This is a genomic window from Streptomyces sp. NPDC023838 (genome assembly GCF_040639555.1).
GTDB lineage: Bacteria > Actinomycetota > Actinomycetes > Streptomycetales > Streptomycetaceae > Streptomyces.
The window spans coordinates 38,959-60,765 of sequence record NZ_JBFAAD010000019.1 but is presented as its reverse complement, the minus strand read 5'-3'; the positions used below and the strand labels follow the sequence as shown (position 1 = coordinate 60,765).

Sequence of the window (21,807 nt, the reverse complement as noted above, 5' to 3'; positions counted from 1 at the left end):
ACGCCATTGGCGCGACGCCATGGCCCGGCAGGGTCACCCGGGCTGTGTCGGCTGCCGCATGGCGGGGCGCCGTGGGTCGCGTACGTCCGAAGCCGCGCCTGTGGCCGTGGCCGCGCGGCTCTGGGTGCAGGTCAGTACCCGGGTCGTACTGCCGTCGTCCTCCGTGATGTCCCGGACGTGCTCGAACCCCATCTTGGCCAGCACCGCCAGTGACGCCGTGTTCGGCGCGGCCACGGTGGCGTGCACCTCGGTCAGCCCGAGGGTGTCGAAGCCGTAGGCGACGATGGCCCGGGCCACCTCCACGCCGAGGCCGGAACCCCACGCGTCGGGGGCCAGCGCATAGATGATCTCGTGCCCGTCGACCACGTCGGTCGGTTTGATCTCGGCATGCCCGACCAGCCGCCCGTTCCGGCGAACGGCCCAGACGTCGAACCGCTCCTCGGCATAGACCTTGGTGAAGATCCGCCCGAACAGGGCCCGGTCGTCCGCTTCGGACGCGGGCCCGTCCCCCATCCACCGGGAGACCCTGGTGTCCTGGAACAAGGCGACGAAGCTCTCCTCGTCCTCGGGGGTGTACCGCTCAAGGAGCAGACGCTCGGTACGCAGCGTGGGCGTGGAAGCCGGAGTGGAAGTCACGAGTGGTGACGCTACGCACGCCGCCCCCGGACCGCCAAACGTTTTTCGCAGCGGGGGAGCTGGGGGAGCGGTTGAGGAAGGAGGCGGGGCGGCGGGCGGGCGCCGCGAAACTCCGTCATGGCCGGCCGACGCGATCGAGGCGTTCCCCGACGTCCTGCCCGGACTGCGCGCCTCGCACATCCTCGACGGCCGCGGCCACAGGGTCCAGCAGGAGCGCCCCGACGAGGTCAACCGGCACCTGACCGACTGCCTCGCCACGCTGCCCGCTTGACCTTGCCCGGTCATGACCCTGCCCGGTCACATGTGGGAGGCGGTCATCGCCATCGCGAGGACGATGGTCACCAGCGCCAGGCTCACCATGGCCGCCCGCGCGGGACTCATCCGGTCGCCCTCCCACCCCGCGCCCGAGGTGCCGCCCCGCTGTAAGGCCCGCCGGTCCGCCTCGCGCAGCCGGGTGCACCATTCGCAGTCGAATCCCGGGCGTGCTGGTGTGGACAGCCAGTAGGCCCCGGTCAGTTCGGCCCGGTGCGCGGTTTCCGGGCCCTGTGCAGCGTCCCTGTCCATGCCCGGTTCAACGCCGGAGCGCGGTGACGGGGAATGCGTGGGTCCGGTTTCGCGACCAAATCGTTGCTACGCATATGACCGAGCGGGCGGACGCGAGGCCGTTCTCCGCCTCTTTGTGCGCCGGCGGGGGAGCGATTGTGGCTGGCGGTTCACTGTCGGCGCGCCGGCTGCGGCTGCCATGCTGGCGGCAGGGCTTCGAAGCGGCCGCGCCTGTCCGTCGGTACGGCCGCGCGCGTGCCGGGGACGCAGGGTTCCCCTCCCGCTGCGTCCCCGGCACCCGGTGCCCGCTCCGCGGTCCGCGGAGCGGGCACCGATGGCCGGCCCAGCGGTGTCACCCCAGGAACGCGCCGACGGTCGCGGCGAACCGCTCGGCGTCGTCGAGCCAGGGGAAGTGCCCGGCCCGGGGCTGAACGACCAGTTCGGCATGGGGGAACACCCCGACCAGCTCCGCCACCGCGCGGGGCGGCGAATTGAGATCGACCTCCCCGGCCAGCAGCAGAACCGGCGAGCCGAGCCCCGCGAGCGCCGCCCGTGTGAGCTCGGGATCGAACGCGCCCTCGCTTCCGAAGACCGCCGCGGCCTCGCCGTTCTTCTGCCCCTCCTCGGCGGTCCGATGAGCCTGGGCCGCCGCGTCCCAGCGGCCGTACCAGAACGGCGCCACGGCCTGCCACGAGTCGGCCTTCGCCTCCCCGGCGAAGATCGCCTCCAGCGCCGTGAACGCCTCCGGGAACCACGGCTCGTCCCGGCGCAGCAGCGCCGTCCCGCGCCGCACCTCGCCCGCGACCGTGCTGCCGACGGCCATCACGCTCGGCGTGACCAGGACGAGCTTGCCGACGTGCTCCGGATGACGCTCCGCGTACCGTACGGCCAGATTCGTCCCGGCGGAGTGCGCGAGCAGGTCCATCCGGTCGAGGCCGAGGTGCTCGCGCAGCGCCTCGACGTCGTCGACGAGCCGGTCGCAGCGGTACGAGGCGGTGTCCTCCGGGGCCGCCGACTCGCCAGTTCCCCGAAGGTCCAGGACGGTCAGCCGCCGCTGCGCGGAGAGGCCGCCGAGGTCCCCGAGATAGGCGGAGGCCTGCATCGGCCCGCCGGGCAGACAGATCAACGGAGGCCCGTCCCCGAACACGTGGTAGGCAAGCTTGGTCCCGTCGTAGGCGGAAAAGGTAGGCATGGCCGAGACTTTGTCAGGGGGGCCGGGGCTGGGCAACCGGGTTCCTCGCCCACCGGGCGTCGGGCTTGACGCGCCCTACTTGTCCCCCTTGGCATCCGCGTCGGCCGCCGCCGCTGCCGACTCGGCCGCGCCGACCTTCTGCTCCATCTGCTGCTCCGTCCCCGAGGGCGGGTCGGAGCGGGCGTGGGAGTGGGAGCAGCCGGTGGCGAGCGCGGCGGTCAGAGCTGCCGCCGCCACGGCGTGCAGGAGGGGGCGGGCACGCATCACTTCGTCCCGTTGTTGTTGGCCTCGCACCAGGCGGCCACGTCCTTGAGATCCTTCTGGCGCTGCTGAAGGGTCGTCACCAACCCCTTGCGGTGCGTGAGTTTGTCGTTGAGGTAGGTCTCGATCGCCGTGTGTCCCTCCTTCTTGGCGTTGTCCACGCGCTGCTGCAGCCGGGCCACCGAGCCCACCGTGTTCACACCGCCGTTGAGCCGGTCGAGGGCGCGGTCCAGTCGCTTCGCGGCCTTGGGTGCCCGCTTGCAGATGCCCTTGGCCCCGTCGGTCGTGGGTGCCTTGGCCGTCGTACGCGGGGATGCGGAGGGGGTGGAGTCGGCGAAGGCGCTCGGCGCGGTGACGGTCAGGACGGCCGTCGCGGCCAGCGCGGCCGCGGCCGCCCGGCGGCGGGGCGAGAGGGGGTTGTTCATGGTTACTGCCTCCTGGTCCACAGGATTACTTCGGACCATCGGAGGCTAGGAAGGCTCTTTGTGGAAACTCTGTGACCGGGCCGCAGTGAGCGTCAGCCAGTCCCGCCGGAGGGGAAGTGCGCCGCCCCGCGCGGGGGTGGGCGAGGGCAGTCGTACCGTACAGCGGGTGCCCACACCACCGGGTCCGTCGCCGAGCTCGACGCTCCCGCGGTGCAGCGCCGCCTGCTGGGCGGCCAGCGTGAGGCCGAGCCCGGAGCCGGTGCTGCCGGGACCGCGGTGGAAGCGCCGGAACGCCTCCTGGCGGGCGTCGGGCGGGATGCCCGGGCCCCGGTCGTCCACGGTGATCAGTACCTGCCCGTCCTCCTGGCGGACGGCCACGGCGACCTCGGCGCGGCCCCGCGCGTCCCTGCCGTGGGCGAGCGCGTTGCCGAGGAGGTTGTCGAGCAGGATCCGGATGCCGGGCTCCCAGCAGTGCACCGGCGCGGGCTGCGCGTCCAGGGTGATCCGGGCGTCCGGCGACCGCCGCCGGGCCTCGGCCGCCGCCGCGTCCGCCGTCTCCGCGACGTCGAGCACGCGGAACGCGTCGGGCTCCACCAGATCGCCGCGCCCCAGCTCCCGCAGCGCGACCAGCATGCCGAGCAGCCGCGCGTGCTCCGCCCGCAGCTCGTCGACGACCGCGGCGCGTTCCGCCTCCGGCAGCCCGGGGAGGGCCAGGACGTCGAGGTTGGTGCCCATGCTCATCAGCGGATTGCGCAGCTCGTGCGAGGCGGCGGCGGAGAAGGAGCGCGCGGTGTCCAGGGCCTGTGCGGTGCGGGCGGCCTGTTCGTCGTAGCGGGCGAGGACGGTCTGGAGGGTGGCGGCCAGGTCGTCGACCTCGGTGACCCGGGTCGGCCGGTGGTCGAGCCGCACCGCGCTCGTACGGGGATCCAGTCCCGCCGTGCTTCGGCGCAGCCGGCGCAGCGGGCGGGTCGCCCCGTTGGCGACGGCCCAGGCGAGCAGCGCGGAGAGCGGGGCGGCGAGCAGGGCGGTGGTCACCGTGCGCCTTCGTACGAGGCCGAGTTGGGCCCGGTTCGCGGTGTCCGGCGCGAACACCCACAGGGTGCCGGAGACCTGCGGCCCCTTGACCGGCAGCGCGTACGCCCGCCAGCTCCGCCCCGCGCCCCGCACGGTCACCGCCACCTTGCTCACGTCCGGCAGCGGGACGGACGCGTCGGGCTGCGGGCCGCCGCTGAACGTCCCGTCGGGCCCGGTCAGCCGTACGCCCACGTCGAGCGCCGAGGTGAAGAGCCTGCGCTGCCGGTTCTCCTCGGCGGTGGGCTGGTCGTTGGCCGCGGCGCGCAGCAGCGTGCGGGCGTCGTGGGCGATCGCGGTGGCCCGGGTCCGCAGATGGCTGTCCTCCTCGTGGTGCAGATCGCGGGCGACCAGGGTGAGCAGCAGCCAGCCGCAGGCCAGGACGAGGACCGGTACGGCCACGCCCACCGCGAGGGCGATCCGGGTGGAGAGTTTCACGGCCGCTCCCGCAGGACGAAACCCACCCCGCGCACGGTGTGGATGAGCCGGGACGCACCGTCCGCCTCCAGTTTGCGGCGCAGATAGCTGACGAAGGTGTCCACCGCGTCGGTGCGTATGTCGACGTCGTACCCCCAGACCCGTTCGAGCAGCTGGTCGCGGGTGAGGACGAGGCCGGTGTTGCGGGCGAGGACTTCGAGGAGTTCGTACTCGCGGCGGGTGAGGTCGAGGAGGCGCCCGTCGCGATGGGCGGTACGGGCCGCCGGGTCGACGACGAGACCGCAGGCCCGGACCACGTCGTGCCCGGTGGGCGGGCGGCGGCGCAGCAGCGCGTGCAGCCGCAGCACCAGTTCCTGCAGCGCGAACGGTTTGACCAGGTAGTCGTCGCCGCCCGCCTGGAGACCGGCGATGCGGTCGGCGGTCTCGTCGAGCGCCGACAGCATCAGCACGGGCAGGTCGTGCCCGGCGCTCCGCAGGGCCGTACACACCTCGATGCCGCTCATGCCCGGCATGGAGACGTCGAGCACCAGCACATCGGGGGGTACCTGCCCGACGGCGGCGAGCGCGGCCCGGCCGCCGTCGGCGGTGCGCACCCGGAAGCCGCTGAGCCTGAGGCCGCGCTCCAGCGAGCGGCGCACCGCGTCGTCGTCGTCGACGACCAGGACGTCCCCGGGACGGTTCGGACCGCTCATCCGCCTCACCTCACTTCCCGCTGCCGCCCATCGAGCCGGGGCGGCGGGGCCAGGGTACGACGCCCGGCTGTGAACCCCCGGGCCGTGCGGCCCGGCCTACAGGTCGAGCTGGTATTCGTGGGCGGTGTGCGTCGGCAGATAGCCGAGCGTGTCGTTGATGTGTCGCATGTGCGGGTTGTTGTCCGCGGTGTCGGTCAGCAGGCCCGCGAGGTGGGGGTGGCGTTCGCGGGCCTGGAGGATGGAGGCGGCCTTCATCCAGTGGGCGAGACCGTGGCCGCGGTGCTCGGGCAGGACGGCGGTGCCGTAGTGCTGGGCGTCGCCGGTGCCGTCGCCCGGAACCACGAGTTCGGTGAAACCGACGATCGAGCCGTCCGCCTCGTCGACGGCCGCGACGGTGTGCAGGGTCTCGCCACGTTCGGCGACGGCCGCGGCCGCCGCCTTCACCCGGTCGAGGTCCCACACCACCGTGCCGAAGTCGGTGGCGCCCATCGGCATGTCGTCCATGGCCCGGCGGGAGGCCACGAAGGTGTCGGCGAGCTCGTCGGGCACCGTCCCGTCCCAGGACGTCAGCCGGTAGCCGGGGTGCGGCGCCCCGACGGCCTCGGCGAGGGACGAGAGGTCCGCGTCGGCCAGCGGCAGCCGGGTGTAGGTCAGGGTCAGCACCTTGCCGAAGCCGCGGGCGGCCAGGAACGCGTCGCCGGGGGAGCCCGCCTCCGCCTGCGCGATCATGCTGCGCCGGCCGTCCTCGCGCGCCGCTCCCACGGCCGCCTGGAGCAGCCGTGAGCCCGCACCCGCGCGGCGCTCGGCGGGGTGGACCTGGACGTCCAGTTCGGCGAGGTGGTCCTGCCCGGGCCGGGTGAACAGCCGGAGGAAGGCGGATCCGACGGGAACGCCGTCGGCCCCGGACGCCAGCCAGGCGAGCCGCCGACTGGCGGTGTTCTCGTCGGGGTCGGTCAGAGCGGTGATGCGCAGCGACAAGGTGTCTCCATCGCGAGAAGGGTGGGAGCGGGTGCGGTCGGGGTCGCGTTGCCCGGACGCGGGCAGGGGGTGCGTCGGCCGACCACCGGCATGGCTCGCTCGTCCACGCCGGCCGCCCCCCCCGTCCCCGCCCCCGAATTGCCGCGCGCGCGAGGCGTACCGCAACCTACGATCGCGGCCATGACATCACATGATCAGCGCGAGGGCTCCCCAATTACGTCCGCGACCACGTCCGCGATCACGTCCCCGACCACGTCCGCGGTTCCGTCCCCCATCATGTCCACCGACGGGGAATTGGCGATCCGTCAGGAGGCGGAGGCGGATCACCGCGCGGTAGGCGAGGTGCACACCCACGCGTTCGGGCCCGGCCGGGTGCCCGGCCTGGTCGAGGCGCTGCGCACGGCGCCGGCGCCGCTGGCCCCGATGTCCTTCGTCGCCACGCTCGGCGGCCGGGTGGTCGGGCACGTCCTGCTGAGCGCGGCGCGCCTCGACGCCCCGCGCCGGATCGTGGACGTCCTGTCCCTCTCACCGCTCGGCGTGCACCCCGACGTCCAGCGCCGGGGCATCGGCACCCGCCTCATCGAGCACGCCCTGGCGGCGGCCGACGAGCAGGGCGTGCCGCTGGTGTTCCTGGAGGGATCGCCGGTGTACTACCGCACGCGCGGCTTCGAGGCGGCAAGCCCGCTCGGCTTCCGCTCGCCCTCACTGCGCATCCCCGACCCCGCGTTCCAGGTCGCCCGACTCTCCGCCCATGAGCCGTGGATGACGGGCACCTTCGTCTACTCCGAGACCTTCTGGGCCCACGACTGCGTGGGCCTGCGCGACCCCGACGCCTGAGGGTAGCCCGCGAGCGCGGGAGCATCGGGATCCAGGGTGGGAATCCGGGATGCGCACAGGGGGAGGCCCGGCGGAACATCGCTGCCGCCAGGGTGCCGATGCATACAAAGTCGCACACAACTACCGAGGCGAGCCTGGGGCCTTGACGCCCCACCGCGGCCTTCCTAGTGTTTGCTGCTGCTTGGTTGAGTTCGCTTGTGATCGAAAATGTGTGTAGCTGTTTCCCTGTCAGAGAGGGCCGCACCACGATGAGATCCCTTCCCCGCACCCTGCTCGCCGTTCTGCTGCTGTGTCTGTCGCTGACCACCGTCCCGCAGGCGGCCGCCGCCGCGCGCGCCGCTCCCGGGTCCGCCACCGCCACCAACTCCGCCACCAACACCGACATCACGGTCGACGGCGCGTCCCCCGGCCGTATCTTCGACGGCGTCGGGGCGATCAGCGGGGGCGGCGGCAACACGCGGCTGCTGCTCGACTACCCAGAGCCGCAGCGGAGCCAGATCCTCGACTACCTCTTCAAGCCCGGCTACGGCGCCGCCCTGCAGATCCTCAAGGTCGAGGTCGGTGGCGACACCAACTCCACCGACGGTGCCGAATCCTCCATCGAGCACACCCGGTCCACGGTCAACTGCTCCAACGGGTACGAGTGGTGGCTGATGGAGCAGGCCAAGGCGCGCAACCCCGGTATCAAACTCGCCGCGCTCTCCTGGGGAGCACCCGGCTGGGTGGGCGGCGGCAACTTCTGGTCCCAGGACATGGTCGACTACCTGATGTCCTGGCTCGGCTGCGCCAAGCAGCACAACCTCACCATCGACTACCTCGGCGGCTGGAACGAGCGCGGTTTCAACGCCGCCTGGTACAAGAACCTGCACGCGACCCTCGCCGCCAAGGGGTACGCCACCAAGGTCGTCGGTGCCGACGACGGCTGGCAGATCGCGACCGCCATGCGGAGCGACAGCGCGCTCAACGCCGCCGTGGACATCGTCGGCGCCCACTACCCGTGCGGCTACATGTCCGCCATGACCAGCTGCTCGACCACCTCGGACGCGCTGGCCACCGGCAAGCAGCTCTGGGCGAGCGAGAACGGCTCCGAGGACGCGGCGACCGGTGCCGTCCCGATGGCCCGTGCCATCAACCGCGGGTATCTGGACGCGAAGATGACCGCGTTCATCAACTGGCCGGTGGTGGCCGCGCTCTACCCCAACCTCTCGTTCAACAGCATGGGCCTGGTGACGGCCAACCAGCCCTGGTCCGGCGCGTACAGCGTGGACCGCAGCGCCTGGGCGACCGCGCAGACCACCCAGTTCACCGCCCCCGGCTGGCAGTACCTCGACACCGCCTCCGGCTACCTCGGCGGCAACCGCGCCAACGGCAGCTACGTCAGCTATGCCGCGCCGGGCAAGGCCGCCTGGTCCAGCGTGTTCGAGACGATGGACGCGACCGCCGCCCAGACCGTCACCCTGAAGGTCGCGGGCGGGCTGCCGGCCGGCGCCCTGCACGTGTGGTCCACCGACTTCTCCAGCAACGGCGCCACCGCGCACATGGTGCCCGGGCCCGACCTCGACGCCACCTCGGGGACCTACCGGCTCACCCTCCAGCCCGGTCACCTCTACACCGTCACGACCACGACCGGACAGGGCGCGGGCACCGTCACCTCACCGCAGCGCGCCCCGCTCGCCCTGCCGTACGCGGACTCGCTGGCCGGGACCGCCACGGGCCGGGAGGCGCGGTACCTCGCCACCATGAACGGCGCCTTCGAGACCGCGCCGTGCGCGGGCGGCCGCACCGGCCGGTGCCTGCGCCAGCAGGCGCCGACCACCCCCATCCGCTGGACCGACGAGTCCACGCCGCAGCCGTACGCGCTGATGGGCGACGTGAACTGGACCAACTACACCGTCCGCTCGGACGCCCTGCTCGAACAGCCGGGCGCGGTCGAACTGCTCGGCCGGGTCGGCACCCAGGGCCGCAACAACAACGGCCTCAACGCCTACCACCTGCGCGTCGCGGACACCGGTGCCTGGTCGCTGCTGCGCACCGACACCGCCTGGTCCTCCACCACCCTGGCGAGCGGCACGGTCACGGCGCCCGGCCTCAGGACCTGGCACACCCTGGCCCTCACCTTTCAGGGCGCCGCCATCACCGCGAAGCTCGACGCGACCACCCTCGCCACCGTCACGGACGACAGTTACGGCGCGGGCCAGATCGGGCTCGGCACCGCGGGATACTACGGCGCGCAGTTCGCCAACCTGAGCATCACCCCCGGCACGACGGCGCCGCTCGACGGCACGTACCAGCTGGTCAACGCCAAGAGCGGCCAGCTCCTGGACGCGTCCGGGCAGGGCACGGCCGACGGCACCCCGATCGTCCAGTGGACGGGCAACGGAGGCACCAACCAGCAGTGGCGGCTCGCCTCGACGGGCGACGGCTACTACACCGTCACCGGTGTGGCCAGCGGCAAACCCCTCGACGTTCCCGGCCGGAGCGTCGTGCCGGGAACCCAGCTGAACCTGTGGACCGCCACCGGCGCGGCCAACCAGCAGTGGCGGGTGACCCCCGGCGCACGCGGCTGCCACGTCCTGGAGTCCCGGCTCGACGGCCATCTGGTGGACGTCAGCGGAGGCTCGCTCGTCGCGGGCGCCCAGGTGATCCAGTGGCCCGCGAACGGGGGTGCGAACCAGTGCTGGCGACTGGTCAAGGTGGGCTGATCCGGCGGACTGATTCACGGGAACCCGGCGGACCGATTCACGGGAACCCTTGACCTCAAGTTAACTAGAGGTCGTACGTTCCTCGTATGAGTATGGAAGCCACCGCGTGGACACAGCTCCACAACGTCATCACCGCGCAGCAGGACCGACGTCCGTTCAACCGAGCCACCCTGCGGCGCATCGCTGTGTTCGCGCGGCCCCACCGCCGCCGCATCGCCCTGTTCCTCCTGCTGAGCATCGCCACAGCACTGCTGGCGGTGGCCACCCCGCTCCTCGCCGGCCGCGTCGTCAACGCGATCGTCGGCGGCGAGGAGACGGGGACCGTCACCCGGCTGGCCCTGCTGATCGCCGCGATCGCGCTCGCCGAGGCGGCCCTGGGGCTGGTCGGCCGCTGGCTGTCGTCGACGCTCGGCGAGGGGCTCATCCTCGATCTGCGCACCGCGGTCTTCGACCACGTCCAGCGCATGCCGGTCGCCTTCTTCACCCGGACCCGCACCGGGGCCCTGGTCAGCCGCCTCAACAACGACGTCATCGGCGCCCAGCGGGCCTTCAGCAACACCCTCTCCGGCGTGGTCAGCAACCTCGTCACGCTGCTGCTCACCCTCGCCGTGATGCTCGGCATCTCCTGGCAGATCACCCTGCTCGCGCTGGTCCTGCTGCCCATGTTCGTCCTGCCCGCGCGCCGCATGGGCACCCGGATGGCCCGGCTGCAGCGCGAGGCCGCCGAGCACAACGCCGCGATGGGCACCCGGATGACCGAGCGGTTCTCGGCGCCCGGCGCGACCCTGATCAAGCTGTTCGGGCGGCCCGCCGACGAGTCCGCCGAGTTCGCCGCCCGGGCGGGCAGGGTGCGTGACATCGGCGTCCGTACGGCGATGGCGCAGTCCGCCTTCATCACCGCGCTCACCCTCGTCTCGGCCCTGGCGCTCGCCCTCGTCTACGGGCTCGGCGGCTACTACGCCCTGCACGGCAAGCTCGAAGCGGGCGCGGTCGTCTCCCTCGCCCTGCTCCTCACCCGCCTGTACGCGCCGCTCACCGCGCTCGCCGGGGCGCGCGTCGAGGTCATGAGCGCGCTGGTCAGCTTCGAGCGGGTCTTCGAGGTCCTCGACCTCAAGCCGCTCATCGCCGAGAAGCCGCAGGCCAAGGCGGTGCCGGACGGGCCGGTCTCGGTGGAGTTCGACGACGTGCGGTTCGGCTACCCCTCCGCCGACAAGGTCTCCCTCGCCTCCCTGGAAGAGGTCGCGAGCCTCGACACCCGGGGCGGAGCCGAAGTGCTGCACGGCGTCTCCTTCCGCGCCGAGCCCGGCCAGATGGTGGCCCTCGTCGGCTCCTCGGGCGCGGGCAAGTCGACGGTCGCCCAGCTGCTGCCGCGGCTGTACGACGCCGACGCGGGCGCGGTACGCCTGGGCGGCGTCGACGTACGGGACCTGACCGCCGACTCGATCCGCGACACCATCGGCATGGTCACCCAGGACGGCCACCTCTTCCACGAGTCGGTCCGCTCCAACCTGCTGCTCGCCCGTCCGGACGCCGTCGAGGAGGACCTCTGGGACGCCCTGCGCCGCTCCCGCCTCGACGGTCTGGTCGCCTCCCTGCCCGACGGGCTCGACACCGTGGTCGGCGAGCGCGGCTACCGGCTCTCCGGCGGCGAACGCCAGCGCCTGACCATCGCCCGTCTGCTCCTCGCCCGCCAGCGCGTCGTCATCCTCGACGAGGCCACCGCCCACCTCGACAACACCTCAGAGGCGGCCGTCCAGGAGGCCCTCGGCGAGGCGCTGGAGGGCCGCACCGCGGTGGTGATCGCCCACCGCCTCTCCACGGTCCGGGCCGCCGACCTCATCCTCGTGGTGGAGAACGGCCGCATCGTGGAACGCGGCACCCACGACGAACTCCTCGCGCTCGACGGCCGCTACCACGAGCTGTACCGCACCCAGTTCGAACGGCCGGGGGGTGCGCACACGGAACTGGCCTGACGGCGTCCGGGGCGGCCGTGGCCCGGATCGCCGCGACCGGCCTCGCCCCGTTCCTCGCGGGCGTCCTCGCGGCCCCCGGCGCCCGTTGCCGTCGCCCCCGTCGGACCACTGGTAGGAAACCTTCCAGTCCGCTACGCTCCCCGCGGCGGCTTGGCGCGGTGCCCGACCCCCGTGGGTATGACGCGCTCAGCGAGAGCTCTGACCCGGCTGCCGTGGCGCTGCCCCCTGCCCACGCGGGCAGGGGGCAGGGGCCGCGTCCCGGTGTCCAGCTCTCGCCGTCACCAAGTCACGGAGTCCAGGTATGCGCCTGAACACCTCAGCCCAGCTCCCGCGCGGCAGAAGCCGCAGCCTCACCCTCGTCCTCGCCGCCGTGCTCGCGCTCCTCGGTGGGCTGCTGCTCGCCTGGCCCGGGCGGGCCGGGGCCGCCGCCGACCCGCTCATCTCACGCGGGAAACCCGCCACCGCCTCCTCCTCCGAGACCTCCTCGCTCGGTGCCAAGAACGCCTTCGACGGCGACAGCGCCACCCGCTGGGCCAGCGCCGAGGGCAAGGACCCGCAGTGGATCCGCGTCGACCTCGGAGCGACCGCCATCATCAGCCGCGTCAGACTCAGTTGGGAAGCCGCCTACGCCAAGGGCTACCGCCTGGAGGTGTCCCAGGACGGGGCCTCTTGGACCCCGATCGCCGACGAGAAGGCGGGCAACGGCGGCACCGACGACTGGACCGGCCTCTCCGGCAAGGGCAGATACCTGCGCCTCTACGGCACCGCGCGCGCCACCTCGTACGGCTACTCGCTCTACGAGGCCGAGGTGTACGGAACGATCGACGGCGGCCCGCCCGGCGGTGCCTTCACCGTGGTCGCCGCCGGTGACATCGCTGCCCAGTGCACTGCCGCCGACAGCGGCTGCGCCCACCCCAAGACCGCCGCGCTCGCCCGGCAGATCGATCCGAAGTTCTATCTGACGATGGGCGACAACCAGTACGACGACGCCCGGATCTACGACTTCCGCGCCTACTACGACAAGACGTGGGGAGCCTTCAAGGCCAAGACCCATCCCGTCCCCGGCAACCACGAGACATACGACCCGGCCGGGGCCCTCGCCGGATACAAGGCCTACTTCGGGAACATCGCCTACCCGCAGGGCAGGAGCTACTACAGCTATGACGAGGGCAACTGGCACTTCATCGCCCTCGACTCCAACTCCTTCGACCAGTCCGCCCAGATCGACTGGCTCAAGGCCGACCTCGCCGCCAACGCCAAACAGTGCACAGCCGCCTACTGGCACCACCCGCTCTACTCGTCCGGCGGCCACGGCAACGACCCGGTCTCCAAGCCCGTGTGGAAGATCCTGTACGGCGCGAAGGCCGACCTCGTCCTCAACGGACACGACCACCACTACGAGCGGTTCGCCCCGCAGGACCCCGACGGCAAGGCGACCGCGGACGGCATCGTGGAGATCGTCGGCGGCATGGGCGGCGCCGAGCCGTACCCCATCGAGCAGGTCCAGCCCAACAGCCAGAAGCGGATCAGCGGCCAGTACGGCGTGCTGAAGCTGGAGTTCACCGACTCCGGCTACGGGTGGACCTACGTGGGCACCGACGGGCAGGTCAAGGACACCAGCCCGAAGTACGGCTGCCACTGATGTACTTGGCCACCACCGGCCGCACGGACGCGCCGCCCCGCACCCCCGGGGGCGGGCGGCGCGTCCCCGGCACCGTCCTCGCGCTCGGCGCGGTCAGCCTGGTCACCGACGTCTCCTCCGAGATGGTCACGGCTGTGCTGCCGCTCTACCTCGTCCTGGGCCTCGGCCTCTCGCCGCTCCAATTCGGCTTCCTGGACGGCATGTTCAATGGCGCCACCGCGCTTGTGCGGCTGCTCGGCGGGCGGCTCGCCGACCGCGGTGGCCGGCACAAACGGGTCGCCGGGGCCGGCTATCTGCTCTCCGCGCTCTCCCGGCCCGGGCTGCTCCTCGCGGGCGGCGCCACCGCCGGGATCGCCGCCGCGCTCGCCGCCGACCGGCTCGGCAAGGGCATCCGCACCGCCCCGCGCGACGCCCTCATCTCGCTCAGCGGCCCGCCGGAGACACTCGGCCGCTCCTTCGGCGTGCACCGCGCCATGGACACCACGGGCGCGCTCCTCGGGCCGCTCGCCGCGTTCGCCGTGCTCCGGGCGACCACCGACGCCTATGACGCTGTGTTCGTCGTCAGCTTCTGCGCCGGGCTGCTGGGTGTGCTCCTGCTGGCGGTGTACGTCCCACCCGCGTCCGGGGTGCTGCCATGCGCGCCCGTAACTCCCCGTCCGCGCACGGCACTTCGCGATCCCGTCTTCCGTCGCGTCCTGTACGCGACCGCCCTGCTCGGCGCCGCCACCATCGGGGACGCGTTCCTCTATCTGCTGCTCCAGCGCGGCCTCGACCTGCCGACCGCGCTGTTCCCGCTGCTGCCGCTCGGCCCCGCCGCGGGCTATCTGCTGCTCGCCGTCCCGGTGGGCCGGATCGCCGACCGGACCGGGCGGCGGCTGCCGTTCCTGCTCGGGCACGTGGCTCTGCTCGGCGCGTACGCCCTGCTGCTCGCTCCGCTCGCCTGGCCGACCGCCGTGGCCGTCCTCGTGCTCCTCGGCATCTTCTACGCCGCCACGGACGGCGTGCTGATGGCGCTCGCCGGGCCCCTGCTGCCCGCGCGCGGCCGAGCGGGCGGGCTCGCGGTGCTCCAGACCGGGCAGGCGCTGGCCCGGCTGCTCGGCGCGGCCGGGTTCGGGGCGGCCTGGACCCTGTGGGGGCAGCGGCCCGCGCTGTGGGTGGCGGGGCTCGCGCTGGCCGGCGCGCTCGTGGCCGCCTGGCGCGTCCTGCCCGCCCCCGCGCCTGCCCCGGAGGCGTCGTGAAGCCCGCTCACCCACAGCTCCGGCTCGCCCTCGTCGTGATCGCCGTGCTCCTGCTGGCGGGCGGCTCCCTCGGCTACGTCCTGCACGCCCGGCACCGCGAACACCCGCCCCAACAGGCCGACGCCGACAGCTCGTTCACCCTCGACGAGCCCGGCCTCTACTTCCGGGACTCGGCCACCGGCCGCATCGCCCGCCTGCCCGTACGAGGCGCGCCACGCGTCGTCGGCGGCCCGTCCTGCGACCGGTTCTACGCGGCGGGGGAGCGCGCTCTGTGCCTGCGCGAACTGCCCGGCCTGCCCGCCCGCACCCAGGCCCTCGTACTCGACCGGCGGCTGCGCGAAGTGCGCCGGGTGACCGTCCCCGGCATCCCCAGCCGGGCCCGCGTCTCCGCCTCAGGGCACCTGCTGTCCTGGACCGCGTTCGCCGTCGGCGACTCGTACGCCAGCTCCGGCTTCTCCACCCGCACCTCGGTCCTCGACCTGCGCACCGGCTATCTGATCAAGTCGATCGAAGGGATCCCGCTGACCATCGACGGCGCCCGCCACCACGCACCGGACGTCAACTACTGGGGCGTCACCTTCGCCCGCGACGACAACCGGTTCTACGCCACCGTCTCCACCCGGGGCCGCACCCACCTCGTCGAGGGCGATCTGCGGAACTGGTCGGCGAAGGCGCTGCGCGAGAACGTCGAGTGCCCGTCGCTGTCGCCGGACAACACCCGGATCGCCTTCAAGAAGAAGGTCTCCGGCGCCCCCCGGGCGCCCTGGCGGCTGTACGTACTGGACCTGGCGGGGATGCGCGAGCACCCGCTGGCCGAGCGGCACAGCGTCGACGACCAGGCGGCCTGGCTGGACGACTCGACCGTCGGCTACGCGCTGCCGGGACGCGGCGGGCGCACGAGCGACATCTGGTCGGTCCCGGCGGACGGCACGGGCGAGCCCCGCCTGCTGGCACCGGATGGCTCCTCGCCGGCGGCGGTGCGGTGACCGGCATAGGTGCGTCGTCCCGGCGGGCGGGTGCGGTCATGGGGGCCCACACCTCGCGCGCCGCGTGGCACTCCCCCCGAGCGGCGCCGAACGGGGGAATTGTCGGAAAATCGGGTCGGTGCGCGCGGGAGCGGTCAATGCCTCAAGGGGGTGCGTCAGCTCAAGAACGCCAAGCCACCGAAGGAGATCCCCTATGCGCTCGTACAGGCGACCGGTCCTCACCTCCGCCCTGCTCGTCGCGGCGCTTCCGGCAGCGGTGCTCGCCGTGGCCGCCCAGGCCGCGTCCTCGCCCGCGCGGCCGCAGGCCCACCCGCACCACCCAGCGGCGCTCAACTTCGACGAGCTCGACTGCGAAGGCCCCGAGGAGGACCGGCTGCCGTCGACCGCCTCGGGCCAGGGCGCGGTCCACCAACCCGGCACCGCCGCGTTCACCCCGGCCCCGCTCCCCAGCGGTCTTCCTTCCGCCGTGGTCAAGTGGCCCAGGAACATCCCGGACCTGGAGGACGCCAAGCGCATGCTCTCCGAGCTGGACGTCGGGACCTTCGACAGCAAGGGATTCCGGCGCACCGCGTTCGGCGGCAAGAGCTGCTGGGTCCTGCACGGCGCCGACAAGTGCTCCACGCGCGAACTGGCCCTCAAGGCCCTGTCCGACGTCCCCGCGACCGTGAAGAACGGCTGCAAGGTGGTGGGCGGCCGCTGGCGCAGCGCGTACGACGGCCTGACGGTCACCAACCCGCTGCGCGTCGACATCGACCACATCGTGCCGCTCCGGGCCGCCTGGGGCTCGGGCGCCCGGGACTGGCCCGAGTACAAGCGCCGCGCCTTCGCCAACGACCTCAGCGGCTCCCCGCAGCTGATCGCGGTCTCCACCTGGAGCAACCGTGACAAGGGCGACAAGGGCCCGGACAAGTGGCTGCCCAAGGGCTACGAGTGCACGTACAGCCGCGCCTGGATCGGCGTGAAGGACTACTACGGGCTGCGCGTCACGACGGCGGAGCGGAAGGCGCTGCGGGGGGTGCTGAAGCGCTGCCGGGGGTAAGAACGTTCCTCCACGGTGCACGCCGGAACCGCGCTCAGCGGTGGGAGACCGTGAGCTTGTAGAAGCCGACGCGGGCTCCCTTGGTGGTGCTGTCGGAGGACGACTGGTTGTACGACCCGGCCTTGAAGTACTGCTTGTAGCCGTTGAACGACGACGGGATCGGGTAGTGGGTCGTCGTGCCGTTGATCGTCAGATCGATCGTGTGGCCGCCCGAGACGCCGATCGCGTAGCTCCACGTCCTGCCGACCGGCACGTGGCCCACCGGGTGCGAAGTCTGGCCGCCCGAGGGGGAGTTCTCCGTGCCGAGGACGATGTCGCCGCTCGACCGGTAGTACAGCTCCAACAGCGGCTTGGTGGACGGGCCGCCCGTGCCGAGGTGGATCTGCCCCACACAGACGTTGGACGTCACGGACACCACGCGCAGGGTGGCGTTCAGCCGGTGGGTGCCGCTCAGCGACCAGTTGGCGGGGCTGCCGTCGCGGTTCATCTCGCGCAGCTCGGAGCGCGCGTAGCGGGAGTTGGGCGTGGTGACGCCCTTCTCCGGCGCCCAGAACGTCATCGCGCCATCGCGCGTGTCCGTGAAGAAGTACGCGTCCTGGAAGCCGTTGGCTCCCTGGAGCCGGGACGACGGGATCGTGGTCGGCGAGCCGGGGGAGCCCACCGGTTCCTGGAGTTCCCACACGGAGAGGTCGAAGTTGCCGCCCGGTGCGACCGTTGAGGCCGACGCGGCGGGGGCGACGAAGGCGAGGCCGCTCGCGGCGGTCACGTATATGAGCAGCGTACGGATGCGCATGGGGGCGTCCCGTCGAGGTAGGGGTCAATGCTCGACGCCAGGTTCACATCCATGAATCACGTGTGTCGACGTGAACTTGGCACGGAGAACCGTAGGGCTCTGGCGTGAGCGCGTCAATGGCCGGGTCAGGAGTCGTCAGGGGAGTGCATCGCCCCGCAGCCCTGGGCGCCGACCGGTGGCGAGCCCTCTCACGCCGGCGTGCCCGCGCCCGTCACGATCGGCAGCAGGGTGCCGTCCGGCGCCGTCAGGGCGAGGCGCCAGTCGGCGGCGGCCACGGCCGCGTCCAGACCGGTCAGTCGGAGTTCGGTCCACGCCCCTCCACGCTCGTCCGCGACGGCTTGGTGGGCGTGGCGGCCGTCAGTCTCCACGGGTTGGCCCGGGGGTGGGCCACGGGGACCGGGACGCAGAGGGTGGCGGACCCGTCGCCGTCGTCGGTGTAGGTCGGTTCGACCGAGGGTGCGGGCGCGGCGCGAGGACCGTGAGTACGGCCGAGGGCGGGCTCCACGCACTGGGTTGGGCCGCCGGTGGCTGCGCCCATGTGGCGTACGTGGTCTCTGGACCGGCTGCGCCGCGGGGTCCCAGGCCGGTTCGTCCGGCCAGGCCACCTCGCATACGTACGACAGGGGTGTCCAGGCGGGTGTGGTCGTGGCGAGCACGTCGCCGACCGGGGCGGTCCAGCGCCAACCGGTCGTTGGATCAACGTCGTTGTCGGGCTTGAGCATCACGTGCGCGACCACCGGCCAGCTCGCGGGTGGCGTGTCCAGGGCCGAGCGGCGGATGCGGGCCTTCAGCCTCTTCTCCGTGGTGCCACGGCTTCAACACTCCTAACCCGCCGGCCGTGGATATCTTCGACCCGGAACCGGCGGGGCAGGAGATCAGCGGCGCCGAGTTCGAGGAACAGTGGGCCCCGGCCTGCCAAGCGGACGCCGTAGAGGAATAGCGGAACAGAGGAGTAGAGAGCATGCCCGAAACCTCCTTCCAGGGCCAGATCGTGGACACCGAACCCGCCTCCGGCGTCTTTCTCGTCATCGGGATTCCCGGGTCCGGGAAGAGTTCGGTCTCGGCGGAGCTGGCCCGGCGGTTCCCCCTCGGCGCACACATCGAGGGCGACCACCTCCAGGACCTCATCGTCGCGGGCGGCCGTCTGCCCTCGCCGGAGGAGGACGTCGAGGCGGATCGCCAGCTGCTGCTGCGAGCGCGCAACGCGTCAGTACTGGCACGCAGTTTCCATGACGCGGGCGTCGTCGCGGTCATCGACGACGTGGTGGTCCGGCGGGCGCATCTGGAGTTCTACCTGGAGCAGCTGAAGGACTTGCCGCTGCGGTTGGTCGTGCTGGCTCCGGCGGCCGATGTCGTCGCCCGGCGGGTCGCCGAGCGGGACAAGGTCCTGGCGGATGACTGGTCTTTCCTGGACGACGCGCTGCGCCGCGAACTCGCCGGTGAGGGAACGTGGTTCGACAGCTCCGAACTGACCCTGGAGGAGACGGTCGACGCCATTCTGGCGACGTAGCAGCGCTCGATGGCGCATCGGGATGAGCAACTGGCCATCCGCCAGGGTTGGTTAAGCTTGTGCGGGACGTGCGAAACGCACCCGGTGACGCAGCACGGCCTCCGTTCGACTCGAGGGGACGAGCCATGCCACAAGCCCCCACCCGGACCCCGGTCGGCATAGTCGGCGCGGGCCCGGCCGGTCTCATGCTCTCGCACCTGCTCGCCCGCGCGGGAATCGACTCGGTGGTGGTCGACCACCGCACCCGCGCCGAGATCGAGGGCACCAGCCGCGCGGGCATCCTGGAGGCCGACAACGTCCGTCTGCTGACCGACTCCGGGGTGTCCGACCGGGTGCGCCGCGAGGGCCGCCCGCACGACGGCATCGCGCTGCGCTTCGGCGGCGAGAGCCACCGCGTGGACTTCCGGGCGCTGGTCGGCGAGAGCGTGTGGCTCTACCCGCAGACCGATGTGTTCACCGACCTCGCCGACGCCCGCGAACGCGACGGCGCAGACGTACGCTTCGGTGTCTCGGGCACCCGGGTGGTCGACCTGACCACCGAGTGCCCCGGAATCCTGTACACCGACACCGACGGTGTGGCGCGGGAGATACGCTGCGACATCCTGGTCGGCGCCGACGGCTCGCGCGGGGTGTGCCGCTCCACGGTGCCCGAGGCGGCACGCACCCACTTCTTCCGCGAGTACCCGTACGCCTGGTTCGGCGTCCTCGTCGAGGCCCCGCCCAGCGCCCCCGAGCTCGTCTACACCCACTCCGAGCGCGGTTTCGCCCTCATCAGCCAGCGTACGGAGTCCGTCCAGCGCATGTACTTCCAGTGCGAACCGGACGAGGATCCGGCGGCCTGGCCGGACGACCGCATCTGGGCGGAACTCCAGGCGCGGGTGCGCGGCGCCGACGGCTTCACCCTCAAGGAGGGCCCGGTCACCGACCGCTCGGTCCTCCGCTTCCGCAGCTTCGTGTGCGAGCCCATGCGGTACGGCAACATGCTGCTCGCCGGGGACGCCGCCCACACCGTCCCGCCCACCGGCGCCAAGGGCCTCAACCTGGCCCTGGCCGATGTGCGGTTGCTCGCCGAGGCCCTGGAGACCGCGCTGGCCAAGCGCGACCGCACGGCCCTCGACGAGTACGGCCCCCGCGCCCTGCGCCGCGTCTGGCGCGCCCAGCACTTCTCGTACTGGATGACCTCCATGCTGCACCGCGCCCCCGGCACCACCGACTTCGACACCCGCCGTCAGCTCGGGGAGCTCGCTGCGGTGGTGGACTCCACGGCGGGCTCGACGTATCTCGCGGAGGCGTACACGGGGTGGAGCGAAAGCCGGCCGGATCACGCTGGCTGCCGCCGTGAGGGGGAAGGGGCGGGGCCGGAGCAGGCGTATGCCGGTCGTCCTATGGGGCGGATGAGCGGGAACGGACCGGGCCGAGGTTGACGGAAAGTCTCCTTTGGCCCGGCGCGATGCCTCCGTAGATTCGGGGGCGCTTCCGTGTGCAGTGCCGCAGCCGGTTCTTCATCCTTCGCGACGACCGCGAGGGGGCAAGGGGACCAAGCCGGGATGAGTGACCGCGAGATCGTTCTGATGACCGACCACAGCTCGATGGAGGGCAGTCGCGCCGCCCTGGCCGCGGCGGTCGAGCTCCTGACGGGGCGGCCGCCGGTGCTGGTCGACGCCCGGCACTTCCTGACCGGCGGATCCGGCCGGACCTACGTCACGGACTCCGTGGTCCGCCTGGAGGTGCCGTCCGAGGACCTGGCGGTCACCCCGTCGGCCGTACTCGTCTACGAGGTCCAGCCGCCCGAACGCCGCCGCTTCGAGCCGTTCCAGCGGCAGCTGCAACGGTACGGAACGGTCTCGCTCGGGACGGACGCCGACGCGTGGCGGGCGGCGACCGACAAGAACCTCACGACGGCGCGGTTCGCGCTGCACGGCATCCCGCACACGGAGACCGTCACCCTCAGACGGCCCAGCGTGGCCGCGGCCGCCGCGGCCTTCGACAGGCTCGGCCGGGACGTCTGGGCCCGGCCCGCCCTCGGCACCTGCGGCAACGACGTCCTGCACATCACCGCGTACGAACAGCTCCTCCAGGCGCTCGCCCAGTACGCCGACTCCGGCCAGGACTGGCTGATCTCGCGCGACGCCGGGAACTTCAACGCCGACGGGCAGCGCCACCAGTTCCGTGTCTCGGTGCTCGACGGGCGCGCCGTGCAGGCGTGCGAACACGTCCAGGCGCGCCCCGACGCGCCCTGCAACGAGGCCCAGGGCGCGGCCTGCACCCCCATCCCGGTGGACGATCTGCCCGTCGACCTCTGCGAACTGGCCGTCGCGGCCACGAAGTCCGTGGGGCTGCGCTTCGGCGGCGTCGACCTCGCCGTCGAGAACGGCGGCGCGGTCTTCGAGGTCAACGTCCATCCGATGCTGGGCTCGGCGCACCCGGCGGAGTCGGTCGCGGTCCCGTATGTGGAGGCGCACCTGGCCATGCTGTGACCGGACAAAGGATCACGAGTTACGGGCGTCTCCGCGCCCCTACGCTCCGGACGGCACGAAGTAGTTGTGCACCTGAGAGACCTTCGGCTCGGGGCCCTGAGGCAGCCCGGCCTCCTGCGCGAGAGGCGTCACCACCTCCATGAACTTCTGCATGGCCTGCTCGGACTCCCACAGGTCGGAGATCTTCACGCCGCCGCCCATCGGGACGCAGACGTGGGCCAGACAGCCCCCGAAGGGGTTGCTGGGCAGCGCCTGGAGTCTGGAGTTGAGGGCGTCGTACTGCTCCGTCGTCACACCGGGCAGCTCGATCTGCATCAAAATCGCCATCGGGTTCTCCTCCGCGGAACGGGTCTCGTGCCTCCCCACCGCCACCA

General features: G+C 72.3%; 22 protein-coding genes. 11 read left to right on the top strand and 11 right to left on the bottom strand.

The window, feature by feature from the left end; all coding sequences use genetic code 11:
- Positions 1–33 precede the first annotated feature (33 nt).
- Positions 34–636, bottom strand: a complete 603-nt coding sequence (locus AB0G17_RS22995; RefSeq protein ID WP_361385779.1) for a GNAT family N-acetyltransferase — start codon at positions 634–636, stop codon at positions 34–36.
- On the opposite strand from AB0G17_RS22995, the gene AB0G17_RS22990 reads away from it, so the two are divergent.
- The gene (locus AB0G17_RS22990) at positions 626–907 is read left to right on the top strand and encodes a hypothetical protein (protein WP_361385776.1); all 282 of its coding nucleotides are present in this window, start codon (positions 626–628) and stop codon (positions 905–907) included. The two genes, AB0G17_RS22995 and AB0G17_RS22990, sit on opposite strands and share 11 nt — an antisense overlap.
- Positions 908–933: 26 nt before the next feature.
- On the opposite strand, the gene AB0G17_RS22985 is transcribed toward AB0G17_RS22990, so the two are convergent.
- The 7 genes from AB0G17_RS22985 to AB0G17_RS22955 form a co-directional block, all read right to left on the bottom strand.
- Positions 934–1,200 (bottom strand): hypothetical protein, encoded by a 267-nt coding sequence (locus AB0G17_RS22985; protein WP_361385773.1) that lies wholly within the window; start codon positions 1,198–1,200, stop codon positions 934–936.
- 331 nt (positions 1,201–1,531) lie between these two features.
- Positions 1,532–2,371 carry an alpha/beta hydrolase gene (locus AB0G17_RS22980; protein WP_361385770.1) on the bottom strand — a complete coding sequence of 280 codons (840 nt, stop codon included), beginning with the start codon at positions 2,369–2,371 and terminating at the stop codon, positions 1,532–1,534.
- A gap of 75 nt (positions 2,372–2,446) precedes the next feature.
- Positions 2,447–2,635, bottom strand: a complete 189-nt coding sequence (locus tag AB0G17_RS22975; protein ID WP_361385767.1) for a hypothetical protein — start codon at positions 2,633–2,635, stop codon at positions 2,447–2,449.
- A complete protein-coding gene (locus AB0G17_RS22970) occupies positions 2,635–3,057 on the bottom strand; it encodes a hypothetical protein (RefSeq protein ID WP_361385764.1) in 423 nt (140 codons plus the stop codon). Before AB0G17_RS22970 ends, AB0G17_RS22975 begins: the two co-directional genes overlap by 1 nt.
- Before the next feature lie 45 nt (positions 3,058–3,102).
- The gene (locus AB0G17_RS22965) at positions 3,103–4,566 is read right to left on the bottom strand and encodes a HAMP domain-containing sensor histidine kinase (RefSeq protein WP_361385761.1); all 1,464 of its coding nucleotides are present in this window, start codon (positions 4,564–4,566) and stop codon (positions 3,103–3,105) included.
- Positions 4,563–5,258, bottom strand: a complete 696-nt coding sequence (locus AB0G17_RS22960) for a response regulator transcription factor (RefSeq protein WP_361385758.1) — start codon at positions 5,256–5,258, stop codon at positions 4,563–4,565. The genes AB0G17_RS22965 and AB0G17_RS22960 overlap by 4 nt, the downstream gene beginning before the upstream one ends.
- Before the next feature lie 96 nt (positions 5,259–5,354).
- Positions 5,355–6,236 (bottom strand): GNAT family N-acetyltransferase, encoded by an 882-nt coding sequence (locus AB0G17_RS22955; protein WP_361385755.1) that lies wholly within the window; start codon positions 6,234–6,236, stop codon positions 5,355–5,357.
- 276 nt (positions 6,237–6,512) lie between these two features.
- Here AB0G17_RS22955 and AB0G17_RS22950 point away from each other — a divergent pair, with 276 nt between their 5' ends.
- From AB0G17_RS22950 to AB0G17_RS22920, 7 genes are all read left to right on the top strand, one after another.
- Positions 6,513–7,073: an N-acetyltransferase gene (locus tag AB0G17_RS22950; RefSeq protein WP_361385752.1), complete on the top strand. Its 561-nt coding sequence runs from the start codon at positions 6,513–6,515 to the stop codon at positions 7,071–7,073.
- A 248-nt stretch (positions 7,074–7,321) separates the two neighbouring features.
- Positions 7,322–9,775: an RICIN domain-containing protein gene (locus tag AB0G17_RS22945; RefSeq protein WP_361385749.1), complete on the top strand. Its 2,454-nt coding sequence runs from the start codon at positions 7,322–7,324 to the stop codon at positions 9,773–9,775.
- 86 nt (positions 9,776–9,861) lie between these two features.
- Positions 9,862–11,748 (top strand): ABC transporter ATP-binding protein, encoded by a 1,887-nt coding sequence (locus AB0G17_RS22940; protein ID WP_361385746.1) that lies wholly within the window; start codon positions 9,862–9,864, stop codon positions 11,746–11,748.
- 301 nt (positions 11,749–12,049) lie between these two features.
- A complete protein-coding gene (locus AB0G17_RS22935) occupies positions 12,050–13,390 on the top strand; it encodes a discoidin domain-containing protein (RefSeq protein WP_361385743.1) in 1,341 nt (446 codons plus the stop codon).
- The gene (locus AB0G17_RS22930; RefSeq protein WP_361385740.1) at positions 13,390–14,628 is read left to right on the top strand and encodes an MFS transporter; all 1,239 of its coding nucleotides are present in this window, start codon (positions 13,390–13,392) and stop codon (positions 14,626–14,628) included. The genes AB0G17_RS22935 and AB0G17_RS22930 overlap by 1 nt, the downstream gene beginning before the upstream one ends.
- Positions 14,625–15,614 carry a hypothetical protein gene (locus AB0G17_RS22925; RefSeq protein ID WP_361385737.1) on the top strand — a complete coding sequence of 330 codons (990 nt, stop codon included), beginning with the start codon at positions 14,625–14,627 and terminating at the stop codon, positions 15,612–15,614. The genes AB0G17_RS22930 and AB0G17_RS22925 overlap by 4 nt, the downstream gene beginning before the upstream one ends.
- A gap of 193 nt (positions 15,615–15,807) precedes the next feature.
- The gene (locus tag AB0G17_RS22920) at positions 15,808–16,653 is read left to right on the top strand and encodes an HNH endonuclease family protein (RefSeq protein ID WP_361385734.1); all 846 of its coding nucleotides are present in this window, start codon (positions 15,808–15,810) and stop codon (positions 16,651–16,653) included.
- A gap of 34 nt (positions 16,654–16,687) precedes the next feature.
- Here AB0G17_RS22920 and AB0G17_RS22915 read toward each other — a convergent pair whose 3' ends face one another.
- Both AB0G17_RS22915 and AB0G17_RS22910 read right to left on the bottom strand, forming a co-directional pair.
- A complete protein-coding gene (locus AB0G17_RS22915) occupies positions 16,688–17,446 on the bottom strand; it encodes a polysaccharide lyase family 7 protein (RefSeq protein ID WP_361385731.1) in 759 nt (252 codons plus the stop codon).
- 188 nt (positions 17,447–17,634) lie between these two features.
- Positions 17,635–17,814: a hypothetical protein gene (locus AB0G17_RS22910; protein WP_361385728.1), complete on the bottom strand. Its 180-nt coding sequence runs from the start codon at positions 17,812–17,814 to the stop codon at positions 17,635–17,637.
- Between the two features lie 593 nt (positions 17,815–18,407).
- Here AB0G17_RS22910 and AB0G17_RS22905 point away from each other — a divergent pair.
- The 3 genes from AB0G17_RS22905 (at position 18,408) to AB0G17_RS22895 (ending at position 21,433) form a co-directional block, all read left to right on the top strand.
- Complete coding sequence (locus AB0G17_RS22905; protein WP_361385725.1) at positions 18,408–18,956, top strand: AAA family ATPase; 549 nt, start codon at positions 18,408–18,410, stop codon at positions 18,954–18,956.
- Between the two features lie 125 nt (positions 18,957–19,081).
- Complete coding sequence (locus tag AB0G17_RS22900; RefSeq protein ID WP_361385722.1) at positions 19,082–20,380, top strand: 4-hydroxybenzoate 3-monooxygenase; 1,299 nt, start codon at positions 19,082–19,084, stop codon at positions 20,378–20,380.
- Between the two features lie 123 nt (positions 20,381–20,503).
- A complete protein-coding gene (locus AB0G17_RS22895) occupies positions 20,504–21,433 on the top strand; it encodes an alpha-L-glutamate ligase (RefSeq protein WP_361385719.1) in 930 nt (309 codons plus the stop codon).
- Positions 21,434–21,472: 39 nt separating this feature from the next.
- On the opposite strand, the gene AB0G17_RS22890 is transcribed toward AB0G17_RS22895, so the two are convergent.
- Positions 21,473–21,760, bottom strand: a complete 288-nt coding sequence (locus AB0G17_RS22890) for a hypothetical protein (protein ID WP_361385716.1) — start codon at positions 21,758–21,760, stop codon at positions 21,473–21,475.
- Between the last annotated feature and the right edge of the window lie 47 nt (positions 21,761–21,807).